At 66.3% G+C, this 12,300-nt stretch carries 12 protein-coding genes and 2 tRNA genes; 4 read left to right on the top strand and 10 right to left on the bottom strand.

What is annotated here, in order from left to right; translation table 11 throughout:
• Positions 1-29: 29 nt before the first annotated feature.
• Positions 30-845 carry a DUF2934 domain-containing protein gene (locus tag TGR7_RS02655; protein ID WP_245523019.1) on the bottom strand — a complete coding sequence of 272 codons (816 nt, stop codon included), beginning with the start codon at positions 843-845 and terminating at the stop codon, positions 30-32.
• 269 nt (positions 846-1,114) lie between these two features.
• Between TGR7_RS02655 and glgP the strand changes: the two genes are divergently transcribed.
• The 4 genes from glgP to TGR7_RS02635 all read left to right on the top strand — a co-directional run bounded on the left by glgP (position 1,115) and on the right by TGR7_RS02635 (position 4,528).
• Positions 1,115-2,818, top strand: coding sequence for an alpha-glucan family phosphorylase (glgP, locus tag TGR7_RS02650; protein ID WP_012637119.1), 1,704 nt, complete (start codon positions 1,115-1,117; stop codon positions 2,816-2,818).
• A 56-nt stretch (positions 2,819-2,874) separates the two neighbouring features.
• Complete coding sequence (locus TGR7_RS02645) at positions 2,875-3,711, top strand: NAD(P)/FAD-dependent oxidoreductase (protein ID WP_012637118.1); 837 nt, start codon at positions 2,875-2,877, stop codon at positions 3,709-3,711.
• Positions 3,712-3,914: 203 nt separating this feature from the next.
• Positions 3,915-4,190 carry a type II toxin-antitoxin system Phd/YefM family antitoxin gene (locus TGR7_RS02640; protein WP_012637117.1) on the top strand — a complete coding sequence of 92 codons (276 nt, stop codon included), beginning with the start codon at positions 3,915-3,917 and terminating at the stop codon, positions 4,188-4,190.
• Positions 4,190-4,528 carry a type II toxin-antitoxin system RelE/ParE family toxin gene (locus TGR7_RS02635; protein WP_012637116.1) on the top strand — a complete coding sequence of 113 codons (339 nt, stop codon included), beginning with the start codon at positions 4,190-4,192 and terminating at the stop codon, positions 4,526-4,528. The genes TGR7_RS02640 and TGR7_RS02635 overlap by 1 nt, the downstream gene beginning before the upstream one ends.
• A 76-nt stretch (positions 4,529-4,604) precedes the next feature.
• On the opposite strand, the gene TGR7_RS02630 is transcribed toward TGR7_RS02635, so the two are convergent.
• The 9 genes from TGR7_RS02630 to TGR7_RS02590 all read right to left on the bottom strand — a co-directional run bounded on the left by TGR7_RS02630 (position 4,605) and on the right by TGR7_RS02590 (position 12,000).
• Positions 4,605-4,681 (bottom strand) — tRNA-Met (locus TGR7_RS02630).
• A 96-nt stretch (positions 4,682-4,777) separates the two neighbouring features.
• Positions 4,778-5,869, bottom strand: a complete 1,092-nt coding sequence (gene ychF, locus TGR7_RS02625; RefSeq protein WP_012637115.1) for a redox-regulated ATPase YchF — start codon at positions 5,867-5,869, stop codon at positions 4,778-4,780.
• A gap of 111 nt (positions 5,870-5,980) precedes the next feature.
• On the bottom strand, positions 5,981-6,562 hold the full coding sequence (gene pth / locus TGR7_RS02620) for an aminoacyl-tRNA hydrolase (protein WP_012637114.1): 582 nt from the start codon (positions 6,560-6,562) through the stop codon (positions 5,981-5,983).
• Between the two features lie 14 nt (positions 6,563-6,576).
• On the bottom strand, positions 6,577-7,215 hold the full coding sequence (locus TGR7_RS02615; RefSeq protein ID WP_012637113.1) for a 50S ribosomal protein L25/general stress protein Ctc: 639 nt from the start codon (positions 7,213-7,215) through the stop codon (positions 6,577-6,579).
• 130 nt (positions 7,216-7,345) lie between these two features.
• On the bottom strand, positions 7,346-8,320 hold the full coding sequence (locus tag TGR7_RS02610) for a ribose-phosphate diphosphokinase (RefSeq protein WP_419581639.1): 975 nt from the start codon (positions 8,318-8,320) through the stop codon (positions 7,346-7,348).
• A 314-nt stretch (positions 8,321-8,634) separates the two neighbouring features.
• Positions 8,635-8,709: transfer RNA gene (locus TGR7_RS02605), tRNA-Gln, on the bottom strand.
• A gap of 26 nt (positions 8,710-8,735) precedes the next feature.
• Entirely contained in the window at positions 8,736-9,587 is an 852-nt protein-coding gene (gene ispE, locus TGR7_RS02600) for a 4-(cytidine 5'-diphospho)-2-C-methyl-D-erythritol kinase (protein ID WP_012637111.1), read from the bottom strand.
• Positions 9,584-10,279 (bottom strand): lipoprotein insertase outer membrane protein LolB, encoded by a 696-nt coding sequence (gene lolB / locus TGR7_RS02595; protein WP_012637110.1) that lies wholly within the window; start codon positions 10,277-10,279, stop codon positions 9,584-9,586. Before lolB ends, ispE begins: the two co-directional genes overlap by 4 nt.
• A complete protein-coding gene (locus tag TGR7_RS02590) occupies positions 10,276-12,000 on the bottom strand; it encodes a tetratricopeptide repeat protein (protein ID WP_012637109.1) in 1,725 nt (574 codons plus the stop codon). Before TGR7_RS02590 ends, lolB begins: the two co-directional genes overlap by 4 nt.
• Between the last annotated feature and the right edge of the window lie 300 nt (positions 12,001-12,300).

Raw genomic sequence — 12,300 nt, 5'->3', positions numbered from 1 at the left:
TCCGCAGACGAATCAGCGGGGCGCCAGGATCACTGAGGATGCTCTGCAGCCTTGACAGCTTTACCGCGCTTCGCCGATGCCTTGGACTTCTTTGGCTTGTCCGACTTCACCTTGGCGGCCTTATCCTTCACTGGCTTATCTGCCTTTGACTTCGCACCCTTGGCAGGCTTTCCCTGCGCGGTTTTGGCCTTGACCTTCTGCGCATTAGCCACAACCGCTGGGGACTCGGGGTCTGTCAGCAGGGGCTTCTCGCCGGAAGTAGCTTCGCTAGACTCGGCCACCGCCTTCTTGCTTCCCAGAACCTTGGGGATACGGGCCTTCTTCACCGCCTCGCCCTGACGGGCGTGCCACTGCCTGACCAGATCGTAGGTCTCCTCGATCTCCCGTTCCGCAGCGCTGGCGACGGACTCCAGGGCACGACGCCCGCGACCGATCAGACCCAGTTCGGCTGCCAGGCGCGCGTCGACTTCCTTTTCCGCCTCATGCCAGTCCTCCTCGGGAGATCCGCCGGCGAAGCCGCGCTGTTGCGCGCGCAGATAGGCCGCCTCGCGGATCCAGCGCTCGCGCTCCTCCGGGGAAGGCTGCGCGCCGAAGATCCGGTCATGGGCCGACTGGGTGAGACCCTTGACCTTGACCTGCCCCGCGCGCACCTCGTTCATGAAGCGCTGCAGATGCGGCAGGGAGGCATCACCGAGTCGCTCCAGGGTGAACTCAGCCATCTCCCGGGCGCCCCGGCCGGCCGCCAGGATCTGCTCGAAGCTGGCCTCGAAGAAGGGACGCACGGCCTCGTAGCTTTCCGCCCGTTTGTCTTCGGGTTGTTTGATTTCGGGATCGGACATGTCCATGTGCCTCGCTGATGATGCAAACGGAAGGGATGTGCTCGGAGAAATCTAGCACCGGCCAGATGACCCTTCCATGAAACACACGACAGATTCGAGGAATTCGATACACAGGCAGCGGAAGTGACTGAACTGGCCCCGCCGAACGGCCGTGGTTGTGCATCCGTCACACTCACGTCACATGATCAGCTTAAAACCTGAGTGAAGTATGAGTGGCGCGATCCCGGGCATCGCCCGCTGATGCGCCTGGCCTCTGATTCTGCACACTCAACAACATGCCAATCACCCTCGAGCAATTCGTCCACACCCCCCGCATCGCCTACTTCTCAATGGAGATCGGCCTGCGCAGCGAGATCCCCACCTACAGCGGTGGCCTGGGTATGCTGGCCGGCGACACCCTGCGCAGCGCCGCCGACCTGTCCATCCCCCTCGTGGGCGTCACCCTGGCCAGCCGCAACGGATATTTCCGCCAGGTGCTGGACGAATTCGGCCGGCAGACGGAGCTGCCTGATCCTTGGGAACCGGGTGACTGGGCCATCCCGCTGCCGGCGAAGATCTCCGTGCCCGTGGCCGACCGCGACGTGTGGGTGCAGGCCTGGCTCTATGGGCTGAGCGGCGCCTCGGGCTATCAGGTCCCGGTGCTGCTGCTGGATACCCAACTGCCGGAAAACGGCCCCGAGGACCGACGCATCACCGATCAACTCTACGGCGACGGTATCGAATACCGGCTGACCCAGGAGATCGTGCTGGGCATCGGCGGCGCGCGCATGCTCCAGGCCCTGGGTTTCAAGGTTCACACCTACCACATGAACGAAGGCCATTCGGCCCTGCTCGCCCTGGAGTTGCTGCGTCGGGACGAGCGCCGGCCGGACCGGATGGAGCCCCACGGGGACGTCTACGACACGGCCCGGGTTCGGGAGCAATGCCTGTTCACCACCCACACCCCCGTGGAGGCCGGCCACGACCAGTTCGACTATCCCCTGGTGGACCGGCTGCTTGCCCGCTTCATGGACCTCAACGAGATCCGGCGCCTGGCCGGCAACCAGCGACTCAACATGACCCGCCTGGCCCTGCGCCTGTCCGGCTACGTGAACGGCGTGGCCAAGACCCATGCGGAGGTCTCGCGGCAGATGTTTCCCGAGGTCCACGTGCATGCGGTCACCAACGGTGTGCACCCGGGCACCTGGACCGCCCCGGCCGTACAGCGGCTGTTCGACCGGTACATCCCCGCCTGGCGCTTCGAGCCGGACATGCTGGTACGCGCCGACCAGATCCCGCCCCAGGAGACCTGGAGCGCCCATACCGAGGCGAAGGCGGCACTCCTCGATGCCGTGCGCAGGCTCACCGGCGTAAGCCTCGACCCGGAGGTGGCCACCCTGGGTTTCGCCCGGCGCATGACGGCCTACAAGCGACCGGATCTGTTGTTCAGTGATCTGGGTCGACTCAAGACCATCGCCCAACGCCACCCCATACAGATCGTCATGGCCGGCAAGGCCCATCCCAACGATTCCGGCGGCAAGGCCCTCATCGAGCGCCTGTTCCGCATGCGCGACGAACTCTCCGGTGCTATCCGCATGGTGTTCCTGCCCAACTACAACATGCACCTGGGGCACCTGCTCACCTCCGGTGTCGACCTGTGGCTCAACAACCCGCTGCGTCCCCTGGAGGCCTCGGGCACCAGCGGCATGAAGGCCGCCTTTAACGGCGTGCCCAACCTGAGCGTGCTGGACGGCTGGTGGATGGAGGGCTGTATCGAGGGGGTCACCGGCTGGGCCGTGGGCAACGGCGGCGGAGCGGAATCCAACGGCGGCGACGCCCAGGCCCTGTACGCCACCCTGGAAAACAAGGTGCTGCCCCTATTCTACGACGACCGGGCAGGCTGGATCCGGGTCATGCAGGGCGCCATCGCCAAGAACGCCTATTACTTCAACAGCCATCGCATGATGCGCCGCTACGCCACGGCCGCCTATATCCGCTGATCCAGACCCAGGGGGCAAGGCTGAGCTATAAGCTCCAGATTCCTGCTGGAGCAAACATGGCTGTGGTCGCGGACCTGGAGATGGACATCGGGGCCTACCCGCACCGCTTCCTTACCTTCGAGGTGACCCGGGTGCACCTGAAGGGCCTGCGCTTGAACATGTGCGCCCCCCAGCATTCCATCCGCCGTTTCGAATTCGATCACTGGCTGCTGGAGCGCTCCGGCGCGCAGGTCCTGAACCACGAGGCGCGGCGCATCGAGCGCCGGGATGGACGCTTCGTGATCGATGACCGCTTCGAGTGGGAGTACCTGGTGGGCGCCGGCGGCACCGCCTGCCCCGTGTACCGCGGCCTGTTCCGGGAGGTCAATCCCCGCGCCCGCACGCTCCAGGCCGTGGCCCTGGAACAGGAGCTGCCCTGTGAGTGGCGTGATGGCGACTGTCACTTGTGGTTCTTCCACAAGGGACTGCCCGGCTACAGCTGGTATGTGCCAAAGGCGGACGGCTATCTGAACCTGGGTGTCGGGGCCATGGCCGCGCGGCTCAAGGATCGGGGGGACGACATCCGCCCCCACTGGGACCGTTTCGAGGCCCGCCTGCGCGGGCGCGGCCTGATCGATGGGGGCCTGAAACTCGCACCCCAGGGCTATGCCTACTACCTGCGCGACGGCGTGCAGCGCCTGCGTCTGGACAAGGCCTTCGTGATCGGTGATGCCGCCGGACTGGCCACCCGGGACATGGCGGAGGGCATCGGCCCCGCCGTGCGCAGCGGCCTGCTGGCCGCCGAGGCCATCGCCGGCGAGGCCGACTACACCCTGGAGACGATCGCCGCCCACAGCCTGCCTGCCGGCCTGCCGCGCCACATTCTGGAATACAAGCTGCTGGGGCGAAGTTGATGTGTTTCGTGAGTGACGTTTTTTCCTTTCTCTCGCAGTGACACAGAGGCGCTCAGGGAAAACGGTGCTTATCGTATTTAGATCTTCCCCCGCCTCAGCGACCCTGGGAGAACAGGATGTTTTCCATCGACTGGAGAGAATCATTCGCCCTTGAGCGCAGACCTCATAAGGACTAAATTAAGTCCATTCCAATGGAGATCCCCATGCGCTATTCAGACCACGTCAAACCCATCAGCTACCTCAAGGCCAACGCCGCCGAGGTGCTCAGCAGGCTGGCCGAGGAGCGCGAGCCCCTGGTCATTACCCAGAACGGCGAGGCCAAGGCCGTGCTTCAGGACGTGGCCAGCTACCAGGAGACCCAGGAGACCCTGGCCCTGCTGAAGATCCTGGCCCTGGGCAGCCGGGAAGTGGAGGAAGGGCGGGTCAAGCCTGCGGCTGAGGTCATCGCCCGGCTGCGCAGCAAGAAAGCCGCCGACTGATGCCCTGCGAGGTGCTGCTTACCGAGGGCGCCGAGCGGGACCTGGAGGCGCTCTACGACTATCTGCTGGAATTCGACTCCCGCAAGAGCGCGGATCACGTTTTAGACCGGCTGCTGACCGTGGTCGAATCTCTGGCCGAACAGCCCGAACGCGGCGTCCATCCACGGGAGCTGCTGAACCTGGGTATCAGGGAATACCGCCAGGTGTTCTTCAAGCCCTATCGGGTCATCTACCGGGTCATGGACGAACGGGTGATCATCTATCTGATTGCGGATGGACGTCGGGACATGCAGACGCTGCTGGCGACCCGGCTCCTGGCAGACCCTGGCCGCAGCTGAGACCAGCGTTCCGAGGACGCACGCGGACGTCCCGACAGAGCCGGTTCAGAATCGCTGGAAGGGATGGGGAAGAAGGTGGTGGCTACGGGTGGACTTGAACCACCGACCTCAGCATTATGAGTGCCGCGCTCTAACCAGCTGAGCTACGTAGCCGTACTGCGGAAAGGGCGGAATTTTGGCCCGCCCCCCCGTTCCTGTCAAGGCAACAGGCCGTTACCTGGCCTTTTCTTGCCTCTTATTTCTGCGCCTTTATACGTTAAAGCGGAAGTGGACCACGTCCCCTTCCTTCATCACGTACTCCTTGCCCTCCAGGCGCCACTTGCCTGCGTCCTTGGCGCCCTGCTCGCCCTTGCCGGCGATGAAGTCCTCGTAGCCCACCACCTCGGCGCGGATGAAGCCCTTCTCGAAGTCGGTGTGGATCACGGCGGCGGCCTTGGGGGCGGTGGCGCCGCGCTTGACGGTCCAGGCGCGCACCTCCTTGGGTCCGGCGGTGAAGAAGGTCTGCAGGCCCAGCAGCTCGTAGGCGGCCCGGATCACCCGGTTGAGACCCGGCTCGTCGAGACCCATCTCGGCCAGGAACTCGGTCTTCTCGTCGTCCTCGAGCTGGGCGATCTCGGCTTCGATGGCGGCGCACACGGGCACCACCTGGGCGTGCTCGGCGGCAGCGTACTCTCGCACCCGGTCCAGCAGCGGGTTGTTCTCGAAGCCGTCCTCGTTGACGTTGGCGATGTACATGGCGGGCTTGGCGGTGATCAGGTGAAACTCCCGCAACAGTTTGCGCTCCTCGTCGTCCAGGTCCGCGGCCCGGGCGGCCTTGCCCTCGGCCAGCACCGCCTGCACCTTCTCGGCCACGTTCTTGCGCGCCACCGCCTCCTTGTCCCCGGACTTGGCGGAGCGGGTCAGTCGGTTGAGCGCCTTCTCCACGGTCTCCAGGTCGGCCAGGGCCAGCTCGGTGTTGATCACCTCGATGTCGGAGAGGGGATCCACCCGGCCGGCCACGTGGATCACGTCGTCGTTCTCGAAGCAGCGCACCACGTGGGCGATGGCATCGGTCTCGCGGATGTGGGCCAGGAACTGGTTGCCCAGGCCCTCGCCCTGGGAGGCGCCGGCGACGAGCCCCGCGATGTCCACGAACTCCATGGCGGTGGGAATCAGCTTCTCCGGCTTGACGATGGCCGCGAGCGCGTCCAGGCGCGGATCCGGCACCGGCACCACGCCCACGTTGGGGTCGATGGTGCAGAAGGGATAGTTCTCCGCCTGGATGCCCGCGCGGGTCAGGGCGTTGAACAGGGTGGATTTACCGACATTGGGTAATCCGACAATTCCGCATTTCAGGGACATAAGAAAGGCGCCAGAGACAAGTTGAAAGATGCTAGAGACAAGAGGGAGCCAAGATACACCACGAAGGCAAACGACACCCCCTCTTGTATCTTGCCTCTTGGATCTTGTCTCTTACTTTGAATGCAGTTTATGCATGGCCCGCTCCAGTTCCCCCGCGATCACCTCGGACATCACGTCCAGCCCGTGATCGATGGCGCGCAGGATGTCGGCCTCTTCGTCCCGCGAGGGGCGCTGCAACACGTAGTCCACCACCTGGTCCTTGTGCCCGGGATGACCCACGCCCAGGCGCAGGCGCAGGAACTCCTTGCCCAGGTGCGCCATGATGTCGCGCAGGCCGTTGTGGCCGCCGTGACCACCGCCACGCTTGAGGCGAACCTCGCCGGGGGGCAGGTCCAGCTCGTCGTGGACCACCAGGATCGACTCCACCGGGATCTTGTAGAAGGTGGCGAGCAGCTTCACCGACTGGCCGCTGCGGTTCATGAAGGTCTGGGGCTTGAGCAGCCAGACCTCCTGGCCGCCCAGGCTGATGCGTGCCGACTCGCCGGCGAACTTGTTCTCCTGGCGGAAGGTGCCGCCGTGGCGGCGTGCCAGGGCGTCCACAAACCAAAACCCGGCATTGTGCCGGGTCTCGGTGTATTTGGGGCCGGGATTTCCCAGCCCCGCCACAAGTTGCACGGGTTGATTGCCCGGCACGGCTCAGGCCGCCATCAGGAGGCTTCGCCGCCCTCGGCCGCCTCGCCGCCCGCCTCTTCCTCTGCAGCAGCGCCACGGGGCTTGAGGATGCTCACCACCGGCAGGTCGTGATCCGGGCCATGGGACAGGGCCACGATGCTCACGCCCTCGGGCAGGGAGATCTGGGACAAGTGCAGGGAGTCGCCCACGTTCAGGCTGGCCACGTCCACCTCGATGAACTCGGGCAGGTGCTTGGGCAGGCACTCCACTTCCACTTCCACCATCTGGTGGCTGACCATGCCGCCGCCAGTCTTCACGCCCACGCAGCTCTCTTCATTGGTGAAATGCAGGGGCACGTGCACGCGGATTGCGTGGTCTTCGCTCACGCGCAACAGGTCCAGGTGCAGGATGATGGGCTTGCAGGGATGACGCTGCACGTCGCGCAGGATCGCCTTCTCGGCCTTGCCGCCCAGCTTCACGCTCAGGATGTGGGAATAGAAGGCCTCGTGCTCCAGGTTCAGCATCACCGCGTTGTGGTCCAGGGTGATGGGCTGGGGATCCTTGCCCTCTCCGTACAGGATGGCAGGCACCTTGCCGGCGCGGCGCAGGCGGCGGCTCGCACCCTTGCCCTGGTCCGCACGCGGTTCTGCCTGCAGTTCGAAATTCACACTCATGATGGTTCTCCAGTCAAACAACAAAAAACCTGTCCCGCGACCAGGACAGGGGCTTCGTAGGTCGGCCTTCAGGCCGACGAACACGATGTCTCGATGGGCACCGCCATCGGCCTGAAGGCCGACCTACAATTCAATCCACGAACAGCGAACTCACCGACTCTTCCCGGTTGATGCGGCGGATGGTCTCGGCCAGCATCCCGGCCACCGACAGCTGGCGGATCTTCGAACAGGCCTGGGCCTCGGGTCGCAGCGGGATGGTGTCGGTCACCACCAGTTCGTCCAGTTCCGACTTCTCGATGTTGGAGATGGCCGGGCCGGAGAGCACCGGGTGGGTGGCGTAGGCCATCACCTTGGCGGCGCCGTGTTCCTTCAGGGCCCGGGCCGCCTCGCACAGGGTGCCGGCGGTATCCACCAGGTCGTCGATGATCACGCAGCTCTTGCCTTCCACGTCACCGATGATGTGCATCACCCGGGACTCGTTGGGCTTGGGACGGCGCTTGTCGATGATCGCCAGTTCGGCGTCGTCCAGGCGCTTGGCCACGGCACGGGCGCGCACCACGCCGCCCACGTCCGGTGACACCACGATCAGGTTCGGGTGCTTCTGGCGCCAGATGTCGCCCAGCAGGATCGGCGAGGCGTAGACGTTGTCCACCGGCAGGTTGAAGAAACCCTGCACCTGGTCGGCGTGCACGTCCACGGTCAGCACCCGGTCGGTGCCCACCGCCTCCAGCATGTTGGCCACCACCTTGGCGGAGATGGGCACGCGGGCGGAACGCACCCGGCGGTCCTGGCGGGCGTAGCCGAAGTACGGGATCACCGTGGTGATGCGCCCCGCCGAGGCCCGGCGCAGGGCATCCACCATGATGAGCAGTTCCATCAGGTTGTCGTTGGTGGGCGCGCAGGTGGACTGCAGGATGAATACGTCGCGACCGCGCACGTTCTCCAGGATCTCAATCTGGATCTCGCCGTCGCTGAACCGGCCCACCACCGCCTTGCCCAGGGGGATGTTGAGGTGATTCACCACATCCTGGGCCAGCTGCGGGGTCCCATTGCCCGCGAAGATCATCATCTTGCTTCTGTCAGCCACGGCAGACCTTTGGCGCATAGCGGCGATGACCGGCGTTAAGCCATCGACAGTTGTCAAAAATGTAAATCAGGGCCGGCGTTTCGGTCGAACCTCTACGGTTCTCATCCTGCCGACCTGCTCCCCATGCACCGTATCAAATGGCACCTGGGGTGTTTCCAGTTGGCTGGGCCGACAGGATTACGCCGGGCCTCCTGCCCGGCGCCCCTTCGGGGCCAGCGCCCTGCGGCACTGTTCCGAAACGCTCCCGGCGTTTCGGTCGAACCTCTACGGTTCTCATCCTGCCGACCTGCTCCCCATGCACCGTATCAAATGGCACCTGGGGTGTTTCCAGTTGGCTGGGCCGGCAGGATTCGAACCTGCGAATGCCGGGATCAAAACCCGGTGCCTTACCGCTTGGCGACGGCCCAAGAAAATTCCGCCGCGGCGGTCAGCCTCAGCCCTGGGCGAGGCGATCCAGCAGCGGCGATCGGTTGAGTCCCCGGGCGACGAAGCCCTTCCAGCCTTCCGGCAGGCGGTCCAGCAGGGCCTCGGCCCCGGCCTGATCCTTCAGGGCGGCGAACACGCAGGCACCGGTACCGGTCAGACGGGCCTCGCCCGCGGCCTGTGCGAGCCAGTCCAGCGCCCGCGCCACCTGGGGGTACCGCGCCCGGACCAGCGGCTCGAAAACGTTGCCACCCTTGCCGGAAATAAAGTCGGGTATTGTGATTGGCGGGCAGTTTCGTGTCAATTGCGGGTCGCCGAACAGGGCTGCCGTGCTGATGGAAACACCGGGGTGGATCACCAGGAACCAGGGTTCCGGCAGGCTGACCGGTTCCAGGCGCTCCCCCACGCCCTCGGCCCAGGCCGCGCGGCCGCGCACGAACACCGGCACGTCGGCCCCCAGTTCCAGGCCCAGGGCCGCCAGGCGATCGCAGGACAGGGCCAGGCCCCAGAGGTGGTTCAGGGCCACCAGGGTGGTGGCCGCATCGGAACTGCCGCCGCCCAGTCCCCCGCCGAGGGGCAGGCGCTTGTGCACCCGGACCGCGACGCCCCCCGGGTAGCCCGCCTCGGCCTTGAGCCGCCGCGCGGCGCGCACCACCAGGTCCTGCTCCGGCGCGACACCCGGCAGCGGGGTCTCCAGGCGCACCGCGTCCTCGTCCAGGCACAGGAAATCCAGGCTGTCGCCCACGGACAGGGGCTGGAAGACGGTCTGCAGCAGGTGATAGCCGTCGCCCCGTCGGCCGGTGATGTGCAGGAACAGGTTGAGCTTGGCCGGGGCCGGCCAGTTGGTGCTCCAGCGGGTCACTGGGCGGCGCTCACGGGCTCCAGGGCCCAGGTGTCCACCAGCAGGCGCAGGCGGATCTCCTGACCGTAATGCAGTTCCAGGCGATCCGGCAGGGTCGGGGAGACCGACTCCCGGTAGCGTTGGTACTGCACCTGCCAGCCGGACTGCTCCAGCAGGCTGAGCCGGCCACGGGCATCGAAACTGCGCTCGCTGCCCGACCCGGGCGCGGGCAGGCCCAGCACCCAGTGGCGCAGTCCGCTCACCGGAAGCCGGTAGCCCAGCACGTCGCGCACCAGCCGGTCCGGGTCCGGGGCGTTGTAGTACTCGCCGTCAGGGGTACGCAGGTTCACGCCCGTCTCGTCGCCGCGCAGACGGCCGGCATCCCTTCCGAAGGGGCCGAAAAACTGGATGTCATAGTCCCCGTTGCGTTCCTTCCAGCGCACGTTGGCGTGCCACTGCTGACCGTCGGCATCCAGGGCGATGCGCCCGCTCAGGGACCACTGCTCCAGGGCCTGCACGGCGGCCTGGTGCGCGTCCCAGGCCTCGGGCGCGGCTTCCTCCAGCACCGGGGGACGCACGGCACAGCCGGCGAGCAGCAGAAAGGTGAGCAGCAGCGCGGCCCGTAACCATGTACCTCGGGGCCATGCGCGCCGGGACCCCGCGCTGCACAAAGCCCCGGTCCGGCTCCGGCCGAGGGGAATCAGGGCATTCACTGTTCGAAGCGATCCTTCACGCGCAGCAGACGGTCATGGTCCGGGTCCTGGGCCAGGGCGTCCTCGAGCACGCGGCGGGCCTCGTCCCGCTGGCCCCGGTCCCAGAGCAGCATGGCCAGGTTGCTGGCGATCTCCGGGTCGTACATGGTGTCGTAGGCCTGGCGCAGGTAGGTCTCCGCCTCGTCCAGGCGTCCCATGCGGTAGAGCACCCAGCCCAGGCTGTCCAGGATGGCGGCGTCCTCCGGATGCTGGGCGTGGGCACGGCGGATGTAGTCGTAGGCCTCGTCCAGGCGGTCGGTGCGGTCCGCCAGGGTGTAACCCAGGGCGTTGAGGGCGGCGGCATTGTCCGGATCCCTGGCCAGGATGGCACGCAGGTCGGTCTCCAGGATGTCCAGGCGATCGAGCTTCTCGGCCACCAGGGCCCGAGCGTAGAGCAGTTCGCCGGAATCCGGCTGCTCCAGCAGACCCTGGTCCAGGACCTCCATGGCCGCCTGGTATTCCCGCGCGTCGCGCAGCACCTGGGACTCGGTCAAATACAGGCGCACCCGCCAGTCGGGCTCGTCGGCATCCCGGCGCATCTCGCGCAGCATGTCCAGGGCCGCATCCACCTGCCCGGCCCGGCCCATGAGCAGGGCCAGACGCACCCGGGCGTCGCGGAAATGGTCACCGTCACCCACGCCGCGGTAGTGGCGCAGGGCGTCGTCGCTGCGGCGTTCGGTCTCGGCGATGCGTCCCAGGTAGTAGTTGGCATCGTTGGACCGGTGTCCCATGCCCAGCAGGCGCGTGAAGTAGGACTGGGCATCCTCGTAGCGCTCCATCTCGAGACTGAGCAGGCCCAGGGTGTAGAGCAGGTCACCGTCTCCGGGGCGGCGCGCGATGAGCTGCTCGAATTCGGCGCGGGCCTCGTCGTAGTCCCCGGCCTGGATCAGCAGACGGCCATAGGCCAGGCGCAGATCCGTGTTCTGCGGATCGGACGCGACCGCCTCGCGCATGATCTGCACACCCCGGCCCAGGTCCCCCATCTGGGTGTAGGCGCGGGCGCGCAGCACCTTGGCATCGGAGAGGCCCGGATCCAGGGTCAGAGCCCGGTCGGCGGCCTCCAGGGCCTGTTCCGGCTGGCGCATCTGCAGCGCCAGCCGCGCCTGGGCCAGCTGCATGCTGGCATCACCGGGATAGCGTTCGGCCAGCTGCCCCATCGCCGCCAGGGCCGCCGCCTGGTTCTGGGAACGGGACAGCAGGTTGGACACGGTGGTATGGCCCGCAGCCTGGCCCTGGGGACTGTTCTGGATCACCCAGTCCAGCTGCTCCACGGCCTCGGGCACCCGGCCCGCGTTGACCAGCAGGGCCCCCAGCACCTGACGGCCCTCGACGCTCGCCGGCGCCAGCTCCACCCAGCGCATGGAGGCCCGCAGCGCGGCCTCGCGCTGATCGGCGAACAGGGCGATGCGGGTGGCCCGTTCCGAGACCGCGGGATCCTGGCTGTTGAGCGCAGCCATCAGGTAATGGCTGACGGAGAGATCCAGCGCCCCCATCTGGCCCGCCAGTTCACCCACCAGCAGCAGATACAGCAGTTCGCCGCGGGCGTTGTCATCCTCGGGCTGCTCCTGAACCCGCAATTCCGCACCCTGCAGGGGCTGCAGGGTGCCGTTGGGCCGGGGTGCCTGCTGGGCGCAGGCACCCAGCAGTGCGGTCAGGAGAAGCAGAACAAGCAGATTGCGCATCAGGACATCCCGTGCTGGCAGGCTTTCGTGTTTAAAGAGATTATGAGACGGGTCGGGAAACCGGCTTCCGTGCACCGCAGGTGATCACTATAAACCCTTTGCCGACCCGCGATCATCCGCGGCCGGCACCCGGCGTGCGCGTTCAGGGCGGCTGACGTCATCGCGCCGCAACCACGCGCCACCCTGCTTTAGTCGCCACGAGATCCCAGACGTTCCCCTGCCGGCACGCAGACGGGCATTGAAACCCGTGATTTCCTGCGGGCGCTCAACGGTTTGACTGGCCTGCGCGCTTGTCAGCAC

The sequence above is a fragment of the Thioalkalivibrio sulfidiphilus HL-EbGr7 genome (assembly GCF_000021985.1).
Lineage (GTDB): Bacteria > Pseudomonadota > Gammaproteobacteria > Ectothiorhodospirales > Ectothiorhodospiraceae > Thioalkalivibrio_A > Thioalkalivibrio_A sulfidiphilus.
Note: the sequence above shows the minus strand (reverse complement) of the source record. Positions and strands in the feature narration are given on the sequence as shown.